15 protein-coding genes and 1 pseudogene are annotated in these 23832 nt (G+C 44.8%); 4 read left to right on the top strand and 12 right to left on the bottom strand.

Features of this window, described 5'->3' with window-relative positions; all coding sequences use genetic code 11:
* Positions 1-143 precede the first annotated feature (143 nt).
* From NYE45_RS15685 to NYE45_RS15675, 3 genes are all read right to left on the bottom strand, one after another.
* Positions 144-4535, bottom strand: a complete 4392-nt coding sequence (locus NYE45_RS15685) for a LuxR C-terminal-related transcriptional regulator (RefSeq protein WP_340013057.1) — start codon at positions 4533-4535, stop codon at positions 144-146.
* 334 nt (positions 4536-4869) lie between these two features.
* A complete protein-coding gene (locus NYE45_RS15680; RefSeq protein ID WP_340013056.1) occupies positions 4870-8901 on the bottom strand; it encodes an S-layer homology domain-containing protein in 4032 nt (1343 codons plus the stop codon).
* A gap of 65 nt (positions 8902-8966) precedes the next feature.
* Positions 8967-9515: a cupin domain-containing protein gene (locus NYE45_RS15675; RefSeq protein WP_340013054.1), complete on the bottom strand. Its 549-nt coding sequence runs from the start codon at positions 9513-9515 to the stop codon at positions 8967-8969.
* A gap of 290 nt (positions 9516-9805) precedes the next feature.
* Here NYE45_RS15675 and NYE45_RS15670 point away from each other — a divergent pair.
* Positions 9806-10048 (top strand): annotated as a pseudogene (locus tag NYE45_RS15670) (CcdC protein domain-containing protein); the annotation flags it as partial.
* A 66-nt stretch (positions 10049-10114) separates the two neighbouring features.
* Here NYE45_RS15670 and NYE45_RS15665 read toward each other — a convergent pair.
* The gene (locus tag NYE45_RS15665; RefSeq protein ID WP_340013053.1) at positions 10115-10684 is read right to left on the bottom strand and encodes a YiiX/YebB-like N1pC/P60 family cysteine hydrolase; all 570 of its coding nucleotides are present in this window, start codon (positions 10682-10684) and stop codon (positions 10115-10117) included.
* A 100-nt stretch (positions 10685-10784) separates the two neighbouring features.
* Entirely contained in the window at positions 10785-11951 is a 1167-nt protein-coding gene (locus tag NYE45_RS15660; RefSeq protein WP_340013052.1) for a hypothetical protein, read from the bottom strand.
* Between the two features lie 189 nt (positions 11952-12140).
* Between NYE45_RS15660 and NYE45_RS15655 the strand changes: the two genes are divergently transcribed.
* The 3 genes from NYE45_RS15655 (at position 12141) to NYE45_RS15645 (ending at position 13328) form a co-directional block, all read left to right on the top strand.
* The gene (locus NYE45_RS15655) at positions 12141-12590 is read left to right on the top strand and encodes a MarR family transcriptional regulator (protein WP_340013051.1); all 450 of its coding nucleotides are present in this window, start codon (positions 12141-12143) and stop codon (positions 12588-12590) included.
* A 212-nt stretch (positions 12591-12802) separates the two neighbouring features.
* Positions 12803-13054 (top strand): (4Fe-4S)-binding protein, encoded by a 252-nt coding sequence (locus NYE45_RS15650; RefSeq protein ID WP_091020981.1) that lies wholly within the window; start codon positions 12803-12805, stop codon positions 13052-13054.
* On the top strand, positions 13047-13328 hold the full coding sequence (locus NYE45_RS15645; protein ID WP_340013049.1) for a GNAT family N-acetyltransferase: 282 nt from the start codon (positions 13047-13049) through the stop codon (positions 13326-13328). Before NYE45_RS15650 ends, NYE45_RS15645 begins: the two co-directional genes overlap by 8 nt.
* A gap of 92 nt (positions 13329-13420) precedes the next feature.
* Here the strand turns inward: NYE45_RS15645 and NYE45_RS15640 are convergent, their stop codons facing one another.
* The 7 genes from NYE45_RS15640 to NYE45_RS15610 all read right to left on the bottom strand — a co-directional run bounded on the left by NYE45_RS15640 (position 13421) and on the right by NYE45_RS15610 (position 23787).
* On the bottom strand, positions 13421-15091 hold the full coding sequence (locus tag NYE45_RS15640) for an alpha-glucosidase (RefSeq protein ID WP_340013048.1): 1671 nt from the start codon (positions 15089-15091) through the stop codon (positions 13421-13423).
* A 59-nt stretch (positions 15092-15150) separates the two neighbouring features.
* Entirely contained in the window at positions 15151-16779 is a 1629-nt protein-coding gene (locus NYE45_RS15635; protein ID WP_340013046.1) for an alpha-glucosidase, read from the bottom strand.
* 22 nt (positions 16780-16801) lie between these two features.
* Entirely contained in the window at positions 16802-17695 is an 894-nt protein-coding gene (locus NYE45_RS15630; protein ID WP_340013044.1) for a carbohydrate ABC transporter permease, read from the bottom strand.
* Positions 17696-17708: 13 nt separating this feature from the next.
* Positions 17709-18623 (bottom strand): ABC transporter permease subunit, encoded by a 915-nt coding sequence (locus tag NYE45_RS15625; RefSeq protein ID WP_340013043.1) that lies wholly within the window; start codon positions 18621-18623, stop codon positions 17709-17711.
* A gap of 62 nt (positions 18624-18685) precedes the next feature.
* Positions 18686-20422: a sugar ABC transporter substrate-binding protein gene (locus NYE45_RS15620; protein WP_340013042.1), complete on the bottom strand. Its 1737-nt coding sequence runs from the start codon at positions 20420-20422 to the stop codon at positions 18686-18688.
* A 249-nt stretch (positions 20423-20671) separates the two neighbouring features.
* The gene (locus tag NYE45_RS15615) at positions 20672-22078 is read right to left on the bottom strand and encodes a response regulator (protein ID WP_340013040.1); all 1407 of its coding nucleotides are present in this window, start codon (positions 22076-22078) and stop codon (positions 20672-20674) included.
* Complete coding sequence (locus tag NYE45_RS15610) at positions 22075-23787, bottom strand: histidine kinase (protein ID WP_340013039.1); 1713 nt, start codon at positions 23785-23787, stop codon at positions 22075-22077. The genes NYE45_RS15615 and NYE45_RS15610 overlap by 4 nt, the downstream gene beginning before the upstream one ends.
* Positions 23788-23832 lie beyond the last annotated feature (45 nt).

Raw genomic sequence — 23832 nt, 5'->3', positions numbered from 1 at the left:
GAATTCGTTATTTCTCAGAACGACCTCCTATCATTTGACTGCATCTCATCATCATATTCTCATCCTAGGATTTTAAAGTCCTACTAAAGTAGTACTCCATAAAAAACAAGGAAGCGGCCCTTTCAGGCTCGCTTCCTTGTTTGTCACTCTATTAATTGCAACTCTCTGGCACGTACGACAGCTTGCCCCCGCCGTTTTACACCCAACTTGCCGTATATTCTAGATGTATGTGTCTTGACCGTTGTCTCTGCGATGCCAAAGAGCTCGGCAATCTCTCTGTTCGACAAGCCTTTTGCGATTGCTGTTATAATTTCCGTTTCTCGTTCGGTCAGCGGTTCAGTCAGCCCCGGTTGACCGAGACTAGGCACCACAAACGAAGCGTTACTTTCAAAAGCACTCGCGATTGTTGTATTCGCAGCTTCGTCTTCCAGCAGCTTGAGATAAATGAGCCGTGTTGCAATAAGCTCCAACATCTGAACATCCCTCTTTGTGAACACACCCGGCATCTGTCGATTTTCCAAGTAGAGTAGATAGGAGGTTTGTTCTCCCGGAGCATCAATGGACATGCACAGAATCGACCTCTGTTTTCTTGCTGCAACATAAGCATCCTTCACCCAAAAACTCTGAAGCGCGTCATGCAAAATTAGCGGTTCGCCCGTCATCGTTGTATGACGTAAGACGCTCTCCGCATACAAGCCGGCTCCTTTTTTCTGATCCGTCCATTCAGAACGGTTAGCTTCAATAACGAATACATTATTTTGACGCTTCAGCAACAGACCACGCTCTGCTCCAGTTTGTCGTAAAGCCGTTTCCAAGAGATTTAACTTCCAGTCGGCCGGATTCGTCTGTGCTAACCCATGGATAAGTCGTTGCACAATCTCGAGTTCCTCTTCACGCTTCAAACCTTCACCCGTCTTGGAGCCGTTCTGGTGAGGTAACGATGTGCCGGTTTGAGTCATTTGGATACGATCCTGTAATACAGGACCTTTATAACGTTTGTATATCGGGTCCAGTAATTTAGCATCTCTGCTTCTAATCTGAGTTACTTTGAAGGTGATTCCCCATTCGGCGTATGCCGCACATGCATCCATCATCGTAATTGCCGCTCCGGATCGGCTGAGCAGATCATCTTGATAACATACCGCAAGCCGTTCGCAAGCAATGGCTTCCAGCAATACGTATTTCTCTGTTCTCGCCAGCTTGATTGCAGCCGTATATTGTTGCATGGCGCCCACCGAATTCCCTGTGATCCGTTCAGCCTCTGCTTTGATTAGCAAGTATGCGGAGGACGTACTGTCCAAGAATCCTCGCCAACTCTTCATCAATCGCAATTGCGCGCGTATGGCCTTGCGGATCCGCTTACGTTCTTCCCTATTCGTTTCGAAATACAATCCAGCTAATGCCAAAGCCTCGTAAACGCGGTGTTTACGAATTTGCATCCAATCCAGATGCAACTCGTTTCCCCTTCCTCGCTGCGACCAATATAGCGCTTCCTTGTACCTGCCCGACAGATACGCCACCTCGAGCCGGCGACCACAGCTATAATTGTCCTCGTCCCGTTGCTCCAACTCGCTGTCAGCTGGCACTTGTGGAATAGCAACAAAACTGTCGATCAAAGAATCGTCTTGTAGCACTGCTGCGTAACTGCTCGTCAGCCGCATCATGTCCAGTATCTTGTCGTCGGCAACCTGTCGCATGTTCTCCTCAAAGTATTGGAGCAAATCATTTAGGGCATATACATTCCCATGATTACACATAACACTGAAAATTAAGGCAGGATTAGCAAAGTCATGGTCACCGGATTCCATCGCTTGCCGCATCGCATTGAACAGGACAACAGAAGATTCCAAAGGACTGTCCATTTGCTTGATTATTCCGCTCAGAAACGTAAAAACATGCTTTTTCCTGAATGTAGAGGTGTTGGCGATTTGCAGAAACACCTGCTCAGCAATCGGAGTCGCTCGAACGAAGCTCGGAAATGACCTTTGCACAATCAGTTCGTATGCTCCGATCATGGCGGCTAGGGACTCATTCACCCCTTTATGCAACCCATAACGAATAAATCGGGCATACAATTCCAGAAGCGATCGCGCATCGTGTGCAAGCAATGGAAGAAACAACAGCTCCATTACATGGCATAATTCTTCATAATCCTCATCGAGTGGGTCGGACAGCAGAAGATGCTTCTCCCGTTTTCGATGTAAAAGGATCGCGGTTTGGGTCACTTCCTTTCCTATAGACAACAGTGAACTTTTCTTCCCAAGCTTCCAACCATAGGATCCTAGCGCCTCCATCCCAAATTGAATTGCAGTCTCATTGTCCGCGAGTGCATGGAATCGGATTAAAGGTGCCCAGATTTTGAGCCGCTCTGATCGGCTCAGTCGATCGCTGTCTTGGTTCAAGTCCACCAGCAGTTCTTTCCCACGTGCGCTATTGCCACCCATATATTCCGTCCATGCTAATAAAAGCTGCAATCCGACCTCTAGTGTATCTGGTATATCCACCTTGCATGTTGCCAGCAGTCGAAGCCCATTTTCGGCATAATGCTTCCCTTTCGCATAATGCGCGGATGCCAACGCCTCTTGTCCCGCTTGAAGATTGTGCTCGATTAATTGCTTCATTTCTTGGTCTGATAATACGGAAGCTGCCAAGTTCAGATGATCAATCGCTGTTCTTGACAGGTCATCACCCGACTCCGGCGTGCGTTCCAATAGTAAACGTCCAATTGCTCGGTGTCGGTGGATATTGCGTCCAGAATCGAAGGCATATGCCATTCGGTGAATGAACTCATGGGCAAACCCATAAGTTAAATCCTGTCCATGTTCTTGCCCTGCTTCGTCTACCCGATAAATAAACCCTTCCGCTTCCGCCTCTTGAAGATTACGGAATACCCTATCTACTGTTATGCCACACACTTCGGCCAAGAGTGTTAACGGAAATACCGGACCTATTGTGGCCGCCATGGCCAAGAACTCCTTACGATCTTCCTCAAGTATGGAGAAGTCTGTCTCTAGCAGACGCAGATGTTCTTCCGACCTGCTTCGTTGCCGGGTTATTTCTGAGTCCCACACCCACTGACGTCGTTTCTCATCAAAGCATAGTCTGTTCTCCGCTAACCATCCCTCCAGCAAGAGACGAACCGAGCCGGGATTACCACCTGTCTGATCGTAGACAGACCGTGCCAGCAGTTGAATGCGAGCGGATTTTTCATATAGAACATCCGAGATCAGCTGCCTGACATCCTCGTAAGCCAGTTGCGGAAGAGTCACTTGTTCCTGTGGATTCGCAAGGCATCTTTGGCTTAGCCAAGCCAGAAATTCCTCTTGATCAGTATTCGGTTCGTCCTCAGCAGAAGTGATCATCTCTTCCGTACGATAGGCCCCGATTAGGAATAATCCATGCGCTTTTTGTGTTAATGCAAGTTCACGAATGATTTCTTGTGTACCATTGTCGACCCACTGCAGATTGTCCATAAACAGAACAAGCGGTGGTTTGCATTCAGCCATACAACAGATCAAGTCTGGCAGTAATTCTTCAAACCGGTCCCAGACCTTCGCAGCGTCCGAGATATGCGATACCTTCACAGCGTTGTCGAACAATAGCTTGGCCTCGGGCCAGCAGGAGACGATTACCTGCATTTCTGGTCCGAACTCGGCTTGCAGTTTGGATTTCAGACGTGTAATGAGTTCAACCGGCTCACTCCACAGTTGATAGACCCATTCCCGCATCCCCTGAAGGATCGGGCCACACCGCATGTTTTGTTGAAAAGGTTCCGCTTTCATAGCGATCATCCGGCCACCATACCGAATGACGTTTTGTTGGATTCTATGGACAAGCGTCGTTTTACCCGTTCCCTCTTTTCCTATCACCCAACGAAATGTATTCTTTCCTTGAAAAGCCTGCTCCAATCCGGTCTCCATTTGCATCACTTCGGCACGACGTCCATACCACGAATCGGATAGGGAAAGCGTCCGGATTTTATCGAAACGTCCCACTTCCAATGGCGTAAACACTCCATCGTTACCCATCATGTTCTGATACAACCTCAGATCTTCAAGCACCCCATATGTACTCTGATAACGCTCCACCTGTGATTTGGCAAGTAATTTCATCAGTATCGCTTGCAGTGTTTCGTCTAACTCCGGTCGAATATCGGATAAAGGATGAGGAACCTTACGGGTGTGTACGGTATCCCAGTATTCGTCACTGCCAGCATGAAAAGGCAATTGCCCGGTCAACAACTCGTAGAGGATAACACCTAATGCGTAGAGATCACTGCGTTCACTCGGCACGAGATTGAGTCGCCCAAATTGCTCTGGAGAATGATAAGCTGCATGACTTTCTGTATGCCAGGTTATATGCGCCGTTTTCCCCTGCCACTGCACGCTGATATGATCAGGGCTAAGGTATGCAATGATCCTATTCTGCTCGTGTTCACGCTGCACCATTTTGGCCAGTATAATAGACAGTTCAATGAACATAGTAAGCTCTATTGGGGGATCTGTGATGTATTCTCTTAAAATCTTGATGTTCATGCACACCTATCTAAGTTATATTTCGTTTCGCGAAAAGGATATATATCAGAATTTAATAATAAAAATTTCGTTTTGATGAAATAGATTTATTAAGATACTAACTTAAATAAATTTTAATCTATGATGCATGTTGAGTCTAGCCTGCGTGATGCATAAACAATTTTTGCGAATAGGGCATAAATCACAACAAATATAAGCTGCAGCTCTCCTCTGAACCTATGTGCAGAGGGGGATAAGCTGTAGCTTTGTAAAAGCTGTCTCTCTTATATGATTACATCATCGTATATAGAATGAAAAAATAAAGGGCACCTGATTAGGTGCCCTCTAGTAACCACTATCGCTTTGCAAGTAGATCCTCTACATAGACGTTGGAAGCCGCATGAATATCGTCATACGCCCAGAACCCTTCAGCAACGTCGTTCCACTTCATGGTACTTCCCTCAATTGGATCACGACCTAGCAGCTTATTCAGAATAACAACGGCCTCTGCTCTTGTTAACGGTGAATTAGGACGAAACTTGCCGCTGGCGTAACCATTCATCATACCTGAGGCTTGAACCTTAGCAATCGCAACTTCGGCCCAATGTCCTCTCACATCCGTGAAGGTTGTCTCCTTCACTTCGGAATGTTCAATGAATCTTGCTACAATGGTTGCCAATTCGGCACGTGTAATTGTCTTGCCAGGCAGGAAGCTTCCGCGGACTTGCCCGATCATCCAGCCATTAGTCGAAACGAGGGTAATGGCATCCTTAGCCCAATAAGATGTGCCAACATCGTTGAAGCTGATACTAGATGGTCCATCCATACTGCGATCTTCGAAGATGCGGGAGAGCAACACCGCCATTTCAGCACGCGTGATTGACGTATTTGGCCGGAACGTACCGTCCTCATAACCTGCAATGTAGGCGTCATGATGTTTGATGATGAGTGCCTCTGAGCGAACGATGGCGAATATGCTGAAACGATCCATCGCAAAACGAATCCCCTGTTGACCAGACTTGTTGTAAATCACGACTTCTCCTCTCAGCAGTTCAACCGTACCATCACTATGCTTGATAAAGACGGCCAGATTTTTCGCTTCAGCCTCGCTAATGTTCAGATCACTCAGAGGGAGAGTAATCTCCGATTGCAGACTCGACACATTCGTCTTAATACTGACGGGAGTATCGACAACCGAAATCGAGGAAGTTCCCATTCGTTCAAGTACGTAAGCATTCGTTTCAATCAGCTGCTGAAGCGCAGAGCGTTCACTCTCCGAACGGAGTAGGGCGATCTCAAATGTGGTATCACTACTGAGCTTGGCCAAGGTATCCTTCGATAGATGAATAGATCCTCTCGTTGTGACAACCTCAAGATCAATGCCCATGTTGGCAAGAAGTGCAACTGCCCCCTTCTGTAAATTCGCCGTCCATTCGGACACTTCATCCTTTTCATTCGGCAGAACCAGCCTTGCTACAGAGACGTTTTTTCCCTCCGATGCAGCTCTAAGTTGTTCCGCTTGCTGTGCGGTCATGATAATATCATCTTTCTTTTTGTCCGATGACTCAGTCGTACGGATAATCGTCACTGACAACAAAACGTCTCCATCCTCACTCTCTATAGGGACTTCAATCGTTTGAACGTTAGATATTGAGGGTATCGGGTTGTTGACTATAGGATGGTTAACTACAGGATTATCAATCGAGTCGGATGCTCGCCTCACCTGGATCGAGTAAGTGAGCGTCGTTACTCCGTCAGCAGCGGTAACAACAATATCGACTGGATTATTACTGGCATAGAGCGAGATCGGTTGCGATGGACTGCCACTAACTATGGCTTGACCGTTTATAACCACCGTTGCATTCGGATCGGAAGGTGCCGCTGTAACAACAACACTTTTTATGCTCGAACTCACATTTGTGGTATAGGTGGTCACACCCGAACTGAACACTGGCGTCAACGCTACACCTGATAAGGACAGATTGGCCAGCTTAGCATCATTGTCGATAATGGGGGGACTAGCATTCCACTTCGCATATAACGTCATATGGGTGGGGCCCATCACAAACGTTGAGCCTGGTGCATAATCCGTGCCGTTTCCAGACGCACTGTTGTTCCAGCCTGCAAACGTAAAGCCATCCTTAGTCAATACGCCGTTATTGCCCATTACACGTACTGTCTCTCCAATAACATGTGAGTAGATGTCTGACGTGACACTGCCCCCCGTGTTTCCGTTGCCATCATAGCGCAGAGTATATTGATTATGCCCATTAACGATGATGCCGGCAGTGGATGGAATTGTAGCCCTAACAAGAGACAGGGCCGCATTGACTCCGGTACTGCCCCACACAGTTCCTCCGTTAAGTGCAAAAGCGACGATGCTAATTCCGTCGGAGTCCAAATCCCCATTATGGACCGTATAGCTAAAGTTTAAGGTGGCGGGAGCACTGATGCTTACGTAGTTCGCTTGCCGTATAACGCCACCAATGTCCAATTCCAGCGACGGAGAACCATTTACCGTCACGGGTTCGCTAAAATGGATGCTAAAGTTGAGCGTATCACCAGCTGTATAGCTACCATTCGTGGGCACGCTCACGGAAATTATGGTCGGAACCATGATCGGCATAGCATTGACTTCTACTGAAGCCCCGCTTGCGCCCCTACTATTGAACGCTTCTATTTTGAAAAAAGTACGTGTGCCGTTTGTTAGCTTTTCATATGTGTAATGAAGTACAGAGCTATCAGCTATTACAATGGGCGCTCCATATGAACCTGTCTCTGTCCTTTGGTAAAGGTTATACCCGTCTGCATAGGGGACGGCTTGCCACTTAAGCGTGACGGAAGAGTCACCTGCTTCAACGGAACGAATGACTGGAATGGACGGGTAATTCAACGTCCACTTGGCATAAAGCGTATGATCTTCTGATCTGGTGACACGAGAGGTGTTGGTTACTTCAAGCCCTGCTCCGTCGGCTTCAGTAAACCAACCTTCAAATGCATAACCTCCTCGCTCCGGCTTCGGCAAACGATCAACGGTCACGCCATCCGAACCTTCGCCATACGTCGCATGATATTGCTTGACTTGTTCAGTTGGATGCACCGTTCCACCTTGTGCATCCAGTTGAACTTTGTAGGTTAGCACATAAGGGGTTATATTGTCGGAAACAGTTGACTCCGCACTGATACCTGCTGAATTGATTGCTCTTACGGTAAATGCATAGCTTTCCCCGTTAGTAAGACCGCTGACTGTAATGGGGCTTCCGGATCCTTCAGTTGTGAGTCCTCCGGGATAGGTAATGACTTCATAACCTGTAATGAAATGATTTCCATTAGATATAGGTGGGGCGAACGAAACTGTTGCTTGCCCATTACCAGGCTCAGCGGTAACATTCACAGGTGCTTCGGGAACTGTGATTGTGCCAGACCACCTATTGAGGAAATTTCCATTCGCATTGAATTTTTGGACTTGATGATTGGTAGCTTCGGATACATAGACGTCACCGTTTCGATCAAGCGCTACACCGTTTGGAAAACTGAATTGTCCATCTCCAATCCCCGCGCTGCCCCATTGACTTATAAAATTTCCATCCAGATCAAACTTTTGGATTCGATTGTTTTGAGCATCGGGGACGTAGATATGACCGTTTCTGTTATCTACCGTAATATCAAAAGGATATCTAAACTGTCCATCACCAGTCCCTTGACTTCCCCATTTGTTCAAGAATACGCCATTGGCATCAAACTCTTGGATCCGATGCAATTCTGCATCCGCTACATAGACATGACCCCTTCGATCAATCGCTATCCCATAGGGGTGGCTAAACTGCCCGTCTCCATTGCCCAGACTCCCCCATTGGCCTAGAAAGTTTCCGTTGGTGTCAAAGCGTTGGATTCGTTGGTTATCACGATCGCTCACATACAGGATATCGTTAGAAGCGATCGCGATTCCTGAAGGATTTAGGAACTGCCCATCTCCATTGCCCCTTGTCCCCCATTGCGCCAGATAGTTGCCATTCGCGTCAAATTTCTGGATCCGGTGGTTCTGTCTGTCCACAACATATACATTGCTGTGTGAATCGAAGGCTATCCCACTAGGGTAGTTAAATTGTCCATTGCCGCTTCCCATCCCGCCCCACTCCGCAACATATCTCCCAACAGGATCTAATACTACGATTCGATTGTTACCATAGTCAGCAACGTGGATCATGCCTTGATCATTTATGGCTAGTGCAACAGGTGTTTTAAACAAAATAGGATTTTGAGTCATCACCGAGCTGACTTCACTTTCCTCGTATGCCCCAGCTGCGGAATACGTATTGACGAATAGCATTATGACGACTAATGAAATTAACCATCGTTTTTTATTGATTATCCAATGTTGACGCATGTTTACAATCTTCCCCCTTGCCTATTTTTAACTTTTCCAGTTATCCTTCTCATCGTTCATCTCATTCAAATTTCCTGTCCCGTATACTTTTCTAGTGTGGCATACATGCCTTTTTTACGAGCACGCTTGATGATTAGTCCAAAGAGACAACGTTGCAGCCAGCGTGGAATACCCATGATCAGTGTGTTTTGTAATGTTAATATTAAAGCGGTATGGGCGAGTGATTTGGGATTGCCCTTCTCATCGGTTAATCCATCGTCCATAAGCCCGTAATGAATGCGTACGGATTGCTCGAACTTGCTTGGTGGCGTTAATCGAACGCGAAATACAACAGGATGATCGTGATCGTTTGTAAATGTATGTGGCGTTCTGATCGGGGCAATGCAACGTTCTCCAGTCACTAACAAGTGCTTTGTTTTACCTAAGGTAACTGTGAGCGTACCAGCAATCACTTCAAATTCCTCTTCGAAGTGATCATGAATATGTAGGGGTGGACCTTTGCCACGTGGTGGAAGTGCGACTTCAATTAATAAATATTCACCGTTCGTATCCTTTGCCGTCTCTATAAACGTAATTTGTTCACCTGTCATTTTATTCGTAACCGTTTGTTTCACTGATAATCGCTCCTTGTATTCATTCATTGCACAACAACCGATAAAAGTATCCTGATTGTCTTCGCACAAAAAAAGCTCCTATAATTCAATTCCATCTAACATTGTAGAGAGAATTATAGGAGCTTGTAGTCATACGAAAGTAGTACACTGCCATGGAAAAGAACGATAACTTATATACTTCTAGCTGTGTTGCTCTATCCTGTCGGGATGACAAAAGTCATCCAAACGAATGACTTTGTTCACTTATAAAAAATTTAAATATCCTCGATACTTAGGTTACACCGCAATTTGAACGGAAATCAGATGGTGGGATGTATTATAAAAGAAACGCATCTCTCTATGTGTTCATTGTTGTTATTTTTGCGATCCGCTTTTTTGACTTCATGTTCATCACAGACATTGATCCCAAAACACTGGGATTCCTGAATAATGTAGTCGCCCTGTCCTATATTGCCATTTGGAGAATGGCAAGCTTCATTAAATTTCATAATTCGAAGTCTACACTGATCCCAACGTGGGACAAAATCGCTTAGTAGTAGAATTAGTCTGAGGTGGTAGCCCTGTTTGGCTTGGCAATCGGTACAAGTTCTTGTCCTTGGCTAGGGAGAAGAACTTGTATCGATAAAAAAAGCCGCTATATGCTTAGGAACAGTAAACCCTCCAATGTTTGTAAAAGATATTCCTACAGGACGAAGACACTCTGCCACATACTCTGAACAGATGTATTCATCGTCATCTTCTCGTCTACCTATACCCGTAGTAAGCCTTAACGCAATCTTTGCTAAATCTTTGGTTCCATATTTTTTCCCCAATAAATCTAGGGCTCGTTGCATGATACGTAACGTTGTGTTTTTTTCTGTATTTGGGCTAACGAATAGAAGATCAGAAAGAGTGTTATGTCGACCGATAAACACATCCCCATTATAAGGCTTATTTGTATTGTTATAATTTTGTACATAAGAAGATAACGGCACCATGTGAACGCCAATCGTTTCAACACTTTCTAGAACCATAAGGCGATCGTGGAACCACATTAGCAAAGCAACGTGACTATAAGGAGAATTGGTTGTTCTTTTTATTAATTCACTCATGGGTCCATTACCGCTACAAAATAGAAAATCTCCATTTTTAATTTGATCTCGGATAATTTGATATTGATTTGATTCCATGACCATGCATCCTCCTTCGTTTCGTCGACCTTCTACAAAACTACAGATTTAACATACCCAGCAATCACGCCTTCTATTACGTTATTGTCCTTCGACAAAGTTACGTTATTCTGCTGCGTGTATGCACGCCATCCCATCGGAACTGCAGAAGGTCAGCGCTACGATCATCACGTAAGTATTGATCAAAAAAAGAAATATGATAGTGAGACAGTACATCACGCAATAGATCCATCTTTCGTTTTCCGAGTAATCTTAAATACTTGAATTGCCGAGCATAATAGATGTAATCCGTGAAATCCATATGTTCCGTCTGATCGATTGTGATGAGATAACTATCCTCTGAATTCAACAGGAAAGTCGTCCTGGCAAGGTACTCTACCGTTTTGCTACCTATCACCATGAATGGTTTACGCAGATCCTTGTTCCAAAACTCTCCGTATGTCGGGGCATCGATGTTAATCCCACAGCTAAAACGAGTATCATCAAGACATACCTGACTTGCAGTACATCCACCATACGAGTGTCCAGTAACTCCAATGCCAGCTTGAAAGTTTAATTTCCCTTGGAACGGGGATGGCAGGATTCCATCGTTCAGTTGTTCGAGCTTGTCTGCGATAAACCGATTATCGTCCGCCCAGATATGAACATGGCTCCAGACTTTGGTGGATTTGAAATACTCGAAAAAATCAGTAACGGCGGGAAGAATCTCTTCGTCGGTGTACTCTCTTTTTTTCATGTCTTTGAATTTCTTCTGAATTTCAGGACTCATGGTTTGTTTGAACTCATTAATGAGAGATGTATGAGATTTGACGATGTGGCCATCAGGATACTTCAGTATGCTTGCTTCATACGGGTGTCCTATGGAAACAACAATGTAACCGCTACTGGCTAAATCGGAGCATAACACCGTATTTTGCGACATCTGGCTTGAATAACCGTGATTGAAGAATATAACGGGATAACTTTCGCACTCTGCAGATAGCGGAATGTCTCGATAGCTATGCGTTTTCAGATGTTGGACTTTGGAAGAAATCAAACCGCGTGAGGATTTGCTGAAATGTTCAGCCTCTTCTTTTGATGTATAGGGAGACTGGGGCTTGCCGTAATGATGATCCGCAGGGTAAAAAATCATAACCGGAACATGTCTCGGCTCTTCAGTGGCAAATTCAAATAGGCCTACTCTTGTATCATCCGTAAAAGACATTTCTGTCAGACCAACAACGTATGTCCCCATTGGTTTGGGCAATGCTTTGAGATTTCCAAACATGATGAATCCTCCTTCAGGATTAGAATACTGTCCATTTATAATTAGATAGGTTACCAACCTAATTGAATTATAGTATACTATAACTCTAATACCGAAGAAGCTCAAGCATCCTTATTGGGATTGAATCGAAAGCTTGATGTTATATACAATGAAATAAAGGAATGAAATAAGATAAATGAGGTGTTTGTTTTGACATATACGAAAGAGAAAGACCCGAATATCGACAGATTCGTCGAATTGTTTTCCAAGATGGCCAGAATGAATTGGAGAAAGAAAACGGTGTGGGGACTAAAAGCTAGTGAAGTGCGTGCTCTACTCGCGATCCGCAAAGGAGAAAGTCACACCGCAACCGTCTCTGAAATCAGCAGAGTGTTACATGTGACCTCTCCAACGGTAACGCAGATGATTAATAATCTGATCCAACTTGGCTATGTATCTCGCTCCACCTCCCCTAAGGACAACAGGGTATCTATTCTCTCATTAACTGAAAAAGGGATTGCCTGTGCAGACGAGGCGGATGAGAAATACACTTCGATCTTCGAAGGGCTGATTCATCACCTCGGTGAAGTACAAAGTGATCAGCTGATCCACCTGTTGGAGAAGGCATTTATTTATTTGGAAGAGAATGATCAGGTTTAGTTGTTTTTAATGGGTTGTATCGCATTCCACACCGTGCTCTCCAAGCCCATTATTCTCTTGTTTCCACCAACGTATTAGGAGATTCGTTACGTTGACTTATTAACGATTCCTCATTTATAATTCGAACACAAGAGCCAAGCAGACACTGCTTGCCATGAAAGCCTGGAATATGGATCTGTAAACAAACTCAACAGTGAAAGATGTGAGGAATTGTGAGTAAACAAAAGTTATACTACGGTAAAGATATTGAGGTTATGTTTAATTCAGATGTCTGCATTCATTCCGGTATTTGCGTAAAGGGCCTCCCTGCTGTTTTTGATTTGAGCAAGCGTCCTTGGGTTGATCCCGATGGTGACACTTCGGAGGCCATTGCCCGGCATATTGACACATGTCCAAGCGGAGCATTGACCTATAAGCTTCTGGACGGTGAATATTCAACAAAGAAAGAGGATGAACATGCATAACGTAGAACATGAACCTGCCAATAAAAGATTTCTTATTCAAGATAACGGTGAGATTGCTGCGGTGATGACATATGTAATTTCAAGTCCAGAGCTATACATTATTGATCACACATTGGTCGAAAATGCATACCGAGGACAAGGGCTTGGCGATGAACTTATCAAAGCTATGGTGGAATACGCGCGGGAAAAGGATATTAAAATTTTACCTTTATGTCCGTTTGCCAAGGGACGTTTCGAACGTATCTCCGAATACGCGGATGTTCTGCATCAATAAAACCAATATTCGCAGCTGATTTTCATGTGGCTACATAACAATAAAAGGCGTCTATATCATCCAAACAATGATATAGACGCCTTTTGCCTAACCTACTTATTCTTTATCACTAACCCAACGATTGTTTCGAACGGTCGCAACATCCTTGGCAGCATACCATTCTCATAGTTGGTAAGCCAGATCTCTGAGAAGTTGAGGCCAAGCTGATCTTCCTCAAGCTCCACGATGTGTTCAGTAAGGTTGCTTACTATCAGCACCTGTTGGTCTGCCAGTGTACGTGTATATGCAAATACACTCGGATGATCAGCCATAAGGAGCTCATAAATACCATAAGTCAACGTATCGTGCTCTTTTCGCAGCTGAATCATTTGTTTGTAAAAGTGAAGAATGGAATGTGGTTCCTGGAGTTGTTTCTCTACATTAATATGGATGTAATTGTCATTCACCTTTAACCATGGCGTACCCGTGGTAAACCCGGCCTCTTTGGCCGAAGACCATTGCATCGGGGTTCTGGAATTATCGCGACTCGAAGCCCAGATGATGTTCATGATCTCCTCATGCGACATCCTCTCTTCGCGTTTGATCTGATATAAATTCCGGTCTGCTATATCGTTATAATCCGCTATGGAAGGGTAAGCCACGTTTGTCATGCCTATCTCTTGCCCTTGATATATGAATGGGGTGCCTTGCATGAAAAAGTACATGGCTCCAAGTGCTGTGGCACTTTCATACCAATACTCCGTATCATTTCCCCAAGTTGAAACTTTGCGAGGCTGATCATGATTTTCAATAAACAAAGCATTCCAGCCGACGCCTTCCAAGGATTTTTGCCACTTGGTCAAGACGCTTTTCAATCTAGGAACATCCAGTTGCCTTTCCGTGCTATTTTTCCAAAGGTCCAGGTGTTCGAACTGGAAGACCATATTAAATTTCCCTCTGACTTCACAGATCCAATCCAGCAGATCTTCTTGATCCTCAACCTTTACTCCATTCGCTTCCCCAACAGTCACGACGTCATATCTGGATAATGTGTTCTCTTTCATTTCTTGCAGATAACTCTGGATTCCCTTCACATTCATATGCTTTTCAAAAGAAGAGATGTATTTGACGCCTTCTCTGATTGGCATGTCCAAGAGGCCCTCTTCTTTGTGTATATGGCTGATGGCATCGACACGGAAACCATCAATCCCTTTATCCAGCCACCAATTCATCATTTCATATATGGATTTCCGAACCTCTTTATTTGCCCAATTCAAGTCTGGTTGTTTCTTGGAGAACAGATGGAGATAGTACTGTCCGGACACTTCATCATATTCCCAAGCTGAACCGCCAAAGATGCTCTCCCAGTTATTCGGTTCGTCTCCGTTCTTTCCGTCCCTCCAGATGTACCAATCTCGTTTGGGGTTATCCAGTGAAGCTCTCGATTCAATAAACCACGGGTGTTCGTCACTTGTATGATTGATTACCAGGTCCATAATGAGTTTCATGCCGCGGTGATGCACTTCATGCAGTAATTGATCAAAGTCCGCCATCGTGCCGAATTCATCCATAATGGAACAGTAATCGCTGATGTCATACCCATTATCGTCGTTGGGTGACTTATACATCGGACAGATCCATATCAGATCAATACCGAGATCTTGAATATAATCCAGTTTGGATATGATCCCCTTGATGTCACCAACTCCATCCCCATTGGAATCCATAAAGCTTCTCGGATAGATTTGATAAGCTACTGCTTCTTTCCACCATAATCTTTTCATTAAATACAATCCTTCTTTCTTGAGAACTGAACATGATATAACGTATTACGTATTATGCTTTAATTATGAATAAGGTACATTCTTGCTTCATATGGACGTAATTCGCTCTCTGACAGTTCACCTGTATAATTGGAAATCAATAGCTGATTCGCCCCTGTTAATTGCTCCTGAAGCGGGAGTTCGATCGTATATCCTTGGAAATTGCATACGACAAGAATTGTTGTACCATTCAACGTGCGGGTATAAGCAAACACGTCTGGAATCTCTGGAAAGATCAGCTCATAATCACCATATACGATGACTTCATGTTCTTTTCGTAGTTGAATCAACTTCCGGTAATAATGGAATATGGATTCGGGGTTATTCAAACTTTCCTCTGCATGGATATGCTTGTAATTTGGATTCACCTTAATCCAAGGTTCGCCTTGTGTAAAACCTGCGTTATCGGAAGTATCCCATTGCATAGGTGTGCGTGCATTATCACGTCCCTTGGCGTAGATCGACTCCATCACGCTTTGTTCAGGATAACCTTTCCCCATTCTTTCCTTATAAAAGTTGAGCAATTCAATATCCCGATAATCCTCAATCGCATATTGAACATTCGTCATACCCAGCTCTTCACCCTGATATATGTAAGGCGTACCTTGCATGCCATGAAGAAGGGTAGCCAACATTTTAGCCGATTCAACTCTGAATTCTCCATCATTTCCCCAACGTGACACGATTCGAGGCAAATCATGGTTGTTCCAGAACAGACTGTTCCAGGCATCGCCCTTGAGCTCCGTTTGCCACTTGGACAGCACTTTTTTTAATGCCATCACATCCAAAGGTTTAAGATCCCACTTTCCTTTGCCTTCCTGTTCATCCAAGCTGATGTGTTCAAATTGAAAGACCATTGAAAACTCACTGCCGTCCGGATTGCTGTACAGTTTGGCGATCTCCGGAGTTGCGCCCCATGTTTCTCCAACCGTTAGCAGGTCTTCTGCTTTTTGAAACGTCTCCTTGCTCAGTTCCCTGATATATTGATGCAAATTAGGCCCGTTTCCTGTAATCTTCAAATCTGGTTCTTTACCAATTAAGTCGATCACGTCGAGGCGAAAACCACCCACACCCTTGTCGATCCACCAATTGATCATATTGTATATTTCCTGCCGGACTTTTGGGTTTTCCCAGTTAAGATCGGGCTGTTTTACGGAAAAAAGATGCAAATAATATTGCCCAATCTCAGGCACCCATTCCCAGGCTGAACCACCGAAGGTGGAGCCCAAGTCATTTGGAGGTGTTCCTTCAACACCATCTCTCCAGACGTAGTAGTCATGGAACGGATTGTCTTTACCTTTTTTGGCTTCTCGAAACCAGGGGTGTTCATCCGACGTATGGTTCAACACCAAATCCATGATGATCCGAATGTCTCGTATCCCGGCTTCATGAATTAATGTTTCCATATCTTCCAAAGATCCGAACATCGGATCGATATCCTGATAATCTGAAATATCATATCCGTAATCATCTTGAGGGGATTTGCAAACGGGTGATAACCAGATCGCACCAATGCCCAGTTCCTGCAAATAATCCAATCGGGACACAATGCCCTGCAAGTCGCCGATTCCATCTCCGTTTCGATCTTGAAAACTGCGTGGATATATTTGATATACAACGGTTTCTTTCCACCATTTTTTGTTTTCCATGTTCCATTCAACCTTTCTAATGCTATTCTTTGACCGATCCTACGACAATGCCAGTCACAAAGTATTTTTGCAGCAGCGGATAAATAAGCAATAGCGGGATAACAGCGACTACGATTTTGGCTGCATTCAGGTTTTTGTTCGATATTTCAGTCAGGTTACTGAGTTCACTGGAATTCGTGCCCGCTTGAAGCAAATCGGCAATATTCACATTAAGGGACTGAATATAGGTCATTAGCGGGTAATTGCTAACTTTGGTCATATAGATCAAACCGTTGAAGAAGTCATTCCATGTCCCCACGATACTGAACAAGGCGACAGTCGCCAGCGCAGGAATGGACACGGGAACATACACTTTGAACAAGACCTGAAGCGGATTCGCCCCATCGATAAACGCGGCTTCTTCAAGCGCCTTAGGTACAGCGGAGAAGAAATTCATCACGAGGATGACACTGAATATCGGGACAGCGCCTGGCAGAACCAGTGCCCATATCGTATTCAGCATGTCCAGATTTTTGATCAGCAGGTAACTCGGAATCATGCCTCCGCTGAACAACATGGCAAAAATCATGATATTCATATAAATATTTCTGCCTTTAAATTCCCTTTTTGATTTGGATAGCGGATAAGCCATCAAAATAATCAGAATCATGTTAAGCACAAGGGTAAGCGCGACACGTAGAACAGATATGCCAAAGGAACGCCAGAACTGTGCATCATCAATAATTTTGCTATAAGCCGCCGTTGTGAAATTGACCGGAACGAGACCTACGGCATTTGCTGATACTGCCTCGCTGCTGCTGAATGAAATGGCGACGATATTCCATAACGGAAGAAGGCAGACCAATGCCAGCATGATGACGATGGCATAGATGACAAACCGGCCAATTCGATCTTTGAAGTTTGCAGAATAGGACACAGGTTTGGCCTCCTTAGAATATTTTTCGGTCCGTATATTTTTTGGCCAACTGGTTGGCAGACAAGAGCAAAACAATGCCGATTACGGACTTGAACAAACCAACAGCTGTACCGAAGCTATACTGTCGTCCAACGAGACCGATCCGATAGACATAGGTATCCAGGATGTCGCCTGACTCATAGACAATCGGGTTATACAGATTATAGACTTGATCGAAACCCGCGCTCAAAATGTTGGTCAGGCTCATTACGCCCATGAGCAGAATAATTGGCAGCATACCTGGCAATGTAATATGCCACACTTTTCTCCACCAACTGGCTCCATCCATTCCTGCCGCTTCGTACAGACCGGGATCAATGGACGTAATGGCAGCCAAATAAACGATAGAGCTGTAACCAAACTCTTTCCATACGTCTGTACCTATAATCAGTGGCTGGAACCAAGTGTTGCTGCCAAGGAAATTAATATTTTCCAGACCAAAGAACGCCAACATCTGATTCACAATGCCATCCAAACTGAACATGTTGACAACGACGGATGCCAGGACAACCCAGGATAGAAAGTGTGGCAGATAAACAATCGTCTGCACGGATTTTTTGACGTATTTGATACGTATTTCATTTAATAAAACGGAAAAAATGATGGCCATCATCGTTCCGAGCAGAATCTTGCCAATCGCAATTACCAACGTATTGCTGACGACCTGCGCGATATCCGGCAGCTTGAACATATACATAAAATGCTTCAGGCCTACAAATTCGGAGCCGAACATGCCTTTGGCCGGTATATAGTCCTGAAACGCCGTAATGATGCCGACCATTGGAACATAGCTGAATACAAGCAAAAACAAAATGCCCGGCAGCATCATCATATGGTACATGGCACCTGGGCCGAGCCGCCCTCTCGCTTTCAAATTCCTCTGTTTCATGGATGAACCCCTTTCGTTGAAGAAAGGCTGCGTATCGCAGCCCTGCCACTGTTCATGGATGTTTATTGTTTGGATGCGATCTCGTCTTCAATTTCCTGAATGACTTGATCACCACCTTGTTTCTTCCAGTTACTGACGAATGTATCGAAGTAATCGAGCGGTTCTGAACCCGTTACGATTTTGATAAACGATTCCTGTTCCAACTTCGTCAGATTGGCCCACGTCTGTTTCATACTTGGTGTAGTGCCAGAGAAAGCAGGTGTCATCCAGACGAATTTGTTTTCCTGTGTCAGTTTGTCGATCAGTCCAACTCCGTTGATCCGTGAATGATATTTCGACCAAGCCGTTACATCATCCGTATCCATGTCACTCAAATAGGTTTTGATGCTTCCGATATTGTTTTTCGATTCGGTTGTGCGAACCTCATCCAGGGAAATTTCTCCTTTAATCCCACGAACCACGTCAGAGTAATCATCCAGCAGTGATGTAGCCGAATTGACTTCAATATTAAACGGTCTTGTGGAACCGTCTACCCCGGTCTCCTGATACTTGGCAGCCTCCGGCATGGTTGTTGCGACATTTTTATCATTGGCCAGTTTATCGTAGAACAGGTTAACAATCTTAACGGCCAGTTCAGGATGTTCATATCCCTTTCTCACCACGATAAACTGATTGGATGGATTGGCATGTGCCACGTTGACCTTGCCGTTTGCATCCTCCAGTGTATAAGCCGAGAATTTCGCATTCTTATCCATCTGTTTTGCACTGATCAGTCCCCAGTCAGGGATATGCCACGGACCAAAGGCGATACCGCTTTGACCATTGGCGTAGAGTGCGGTAATATCATCAAACGTGCGGGTTCCGAATTGCGGGTCAATGATACCATTCTTGAACCAATCCGCCATGGTGCCCAGCATTTTCTTCGTTTCTTCTGTTGTGGAACCATACACGATTTTGCCGTCTTCACCATTCATCCAATATTGCGGAAAGGCTCCCTCGGTTGAGGCCACACCCATCATGGTATAAGCAGAGCCATTATAATCTGTTGTGTTCATCGTGTTCACAAATGGAATACCTACCGGATTTCCGGATTGGCCAGGATCTCTTTTCAGGAATTCCAGTACGGTTTGCTCCACTTCATCCAGTGAAAGGGCGCCGTCTCCGTCTGCATCCAGTTGAATCCCCAGCAGATCCAGCCAATCTTGACGGACCCAAACCATCGTTGGTGCGGAATCCAGAGAAGTCGCCGGAAGGCCCATCAAACGTCCATCAATCGTCGCATTGTCTAATGCACGTCCATCATAGGAATCGTACATCTGCTTGATGTTATCCGTGGCATATTGATCATAGATGGCTGTCAGATCCTCAATCAGGTCATTATCCACCAGCTCTTTCAGTTCATCTTTGGAATCGACGCGCATCATGTCAGGCAATTCCCCGGATGCGATGGCGAGCGAAACCTGACGGCTATAATCTTCACCATTGGCTTCAAATTGGTCTGTAATCTGAGCGTTAAACGTGTCTTTGACCAGCCGCGTATAGGCGTTGTTCTCATAGGTATCACCAGCCGGCAGTTTCGGGTTGGCTGTGGTTACCCTTCCCATGGTTACGTTAATCTCATCCTTATAGGCACTGAACGGATCACCTGGCGTTACCTCATATTTGCCTGCTTCCTCTGCAGTAGGAGGATTGGAAGAACTCCCACATGCCGCAAGGGTTGCAACCATCAAGGCGGACATGGACAGCACGGACAGACGTTTTGTCAACAGCTTGCTTTTCATAGACCATTTTGTTCTCATCTAGTTCGATTCCCCTTTATTCTGAATATCAATTATGTTTACGCTTTCATTATAAAATGGAGTGAAGGCTCATCGAGATAGGGATTACACGTCCGTTTGGATAGAGAAATGGTTACAGTTTTCAGTTGGTATGATAAAGCATGGTTTAGTTTGTGAACATTTACCCTACCTACTGAACTACATTTGTCTAACTACTCTTATTTTTGATTAAAAACAAAAGCCGGCAGCTCCTAATTAGGAAGCTGGCGGCTATTTATTTCCTTTACCTAGCTGCCGATACTCGCTTGGCAGAAGACCTGTCAGTTCGCGAAAAATCCGGCTGAAATATTTCTCATCCGTATACCCCACTCGCTCCGCAATCCAGAAAATCGTGTTGTTGGTATTGAGCAAATACTCTTTGGACTTCTCTACCCGGATGAATCGGGAGTACTCATTAAAGGTTTTCCCCATCAGATCTTTGAAACATTGACTGAAATAACTTCGGCTGATATTGAGTTGTTGGGAGAGACCTGAGGCCGTATAGGCCTGCTCCAAATCCTGCTGCACAATCATCACCGCTTTTTTCACGGCATCGATAATTTCCTGTGAATATGAAGTCTGTTCATCGGCCTTGCGAATGCCGGCAGCTGTCTGCTTGATCCATTCTTCAACCTCATACCAAGACTCGAAAGAATGGATCATCGAGATTCTTCCAAGGGTAGTTTGGGCAAAAAGGTGGTTCCACTCCATCACGATCGAATACAGCAATCCCATCAAATGACCTTTATGTAATCGTAATGATTTGAACTGGTCAACAAGTTGGTTGTAGTAACTGTCATGGTGGGTCCAAGGTGTTTGGAACCAACTTTGCTTAATCCGGTCAATGTCTTCATCCTGCGGTTCTTTTGAAAATGTATCTGCCTCATTCATCGAAACAGCAATAACTTGGTTATTGGGGTTGTACGCATAGAATAAAGACATCTCTGTATAATGCATAATCCAGCTTTTGATTTGCGACCACGTGCGATCTTGTACATCCGTCAAAACCAATAACGTACTTTGGGGGATTTGATCCAGGGATTCCTTCAATTGATGAAATAGTTGATCCTCTTCTGAAGGGGATGCAGCCCACATGCAGCTATTACGATCAACCTCCCACCTTATCTCATCTTCAAGTGCAGTTAGCTCCATTGGCCACTTATGTTCGATTTTGCGATCCTGTGAAACAAGTGCATACACATTGGGATAATGGACATTAATCTCATTCAGTGTAGGCATCTTTCTGATCGTGTTCGTCAACCCGCTAATTCGGGTATGTATTCGATCCAGAACATGTTCGAATTGTTCTTTCTCCAGTTGCACTTTGGCTATATAGTCGATGGCTCCCAGCCTGAGCGCTTCCTGAATATAATCGAAATCCTGATGCAGTGTTAACACAACGATATGAAGTTCAGGATAGAGCTTCCTCGCAGCTCGCATCAGTTCAATCCCCGACATGACCGGCATCGCAAGATCCGTCAACATCAGATCGACCGGTTGGGATTTCAGGAAATCCAGTGCTTTCGCTCCGTTGCTGGCTTCTCCTACAACCTCCATGTTGAACTCGTTCCATGGCATCGCAGAGCTAATGCCTTTGCGTACCAGCTTATCATCATCTACAATCAATACCTTAATCATGACGAGATATCTTCTCCTTTAATAGGCAATACAAGCAGTATGCTTGTCCCTGTTCCCAATTCACTCTCGATCACCAGTTGTGCTTGATCCCCGTACTGCGCCTTCAACATGCGGTGAACGTAATTGAGTCCGATACCCATTCCTACTTTTTGATGCTCAGCTACACGATTGTTCAGCAGATTATGAATGGTTTCCTCGGTCATACCTGCTCCATTATCTTGGATCATAATGTTCAGCGTTGCAGTGCATGTCACTTCAATTTGAATAAACCCTTCGTCACTCAATCCATGATATAGCGAATTTTCAACTAGCGGTTGCAGAATAAATCGGGGCACAGGAATTTGAAGCACTTGCTCATCTGCAGTAATGCGGACGTCGAATTCAAAGTCATAGCGAATTTGCTGCAAAATCAGATACTGCCTTAGCGCATCGATCTCCTCTTCCATTGTGGATACTTGCCCTAATTTGCCTAGATTGTAATAGAGTAGCTTGTTCAATGATTGCACCAGCTTGTCGATCTCCCCTTGTCCGTTCATGACGGCCAGCCAGTGCACTGTATCCAGCGTATTCATTAGAAAGTGCGGGTTGATCTGATAGAGCAGCTTTTCCACTTCCAGGTCTGCACGAATCTTCTCTTTCTGCTGCACTTCCGTGAAGAGGTCACCAATTTGATGCTGCATATTCGAAAATTCACCCAACAGAAAATCAAATTCGGGAATCTGAGTGCGAGCTCGGCTCACTGTCCTTTGTGGATTTTTGGACATCCCGTTGATTTCCGAATGGAACAGGCCGAGTGGTTTGTAGACCATCTTCCACAGAAGCCAAGCAAGAAACACAGTAAAGCCGAGGAAAAATAAAGCGACCAGCAATATTTGAAGCAACCACTGGTTTTTCTCCTGTTGATACTGAGCCTGCGAAATGACCGATACGACGCTCCATTTCTGTGAGGAATCCTCCTTGAACCAGTGATACCCACGGGATATTCCGTCCTTGGCAGGATCGACCGTTAAGCTGGAGAAATTTTCCCCGACCTTCATGGCCTCCGGTATTTCACTGTACACAATGTTTCCTGTACCATCCAGAATGAGATGAGATAATGCGCCATTGTATTGATTGTAACCCAAGATATCCTGTGTAAGGCGAAAGCCGGATTCTACGTATATGTACACGTCGTCCCTTTTGGGCAGTTGTACTTTTCGCACAGCAGACAGAACAAGTTGGTCATCAAACCGGTTCATGCTGATATGGGGACCATAATACTTAATGCCATAGGTTTGGAAGAGCACCGGCAAAGACTCCGGAGAGAAATGATCCTTAATCGGAAAATTGCCGAACTGCGTAGTGCCTTCTTTCTGGAAATAATATAAGGTCAATCCGATATTCGGATTGGTAAACGTGACCACACTTAACTCGCTCTTTAATTCGTCTCTGGCCTCGATTAATTCGAAGATATCGGAGGATGGATTCAAAAATTCATCCAACCTTTTGCCTACAGTACCACCGTAAGACAATTGCTGTGTAACGTGATTCAGATTGGTGATGGAATTCTCCAATGAAGATGTCACCTGCTGTAAATTGCTGCGAATGCCATCATCGATCTTATTTGCGAAAATGGAGTCAATCGTATAGTAAGAGATCGCAAATATGCTGATAAAGGGGATAAACGCACTGAGAAAGAACAGTAAAAAGATTCTTTTTTTGAGTGTCATGGGGACCGATTCTCCTTCTGAAAATGAAACAGCAAGCCTCCTGCG

Source organism: Paenibacillus sp. FSL K6-1318 (genome assembly GCF_037976905.1).
GTDB lineage: Bacteria > Bacillota > Bacilli > Paenibacillales > Paenibacillaceae > Paenibacillus > Paenibacillus amylolyticus_A.
Note: the sequence above shows the minus strand (reverse complement) of the source record. Positions and strands in the feature narration are given on the sequence as shown.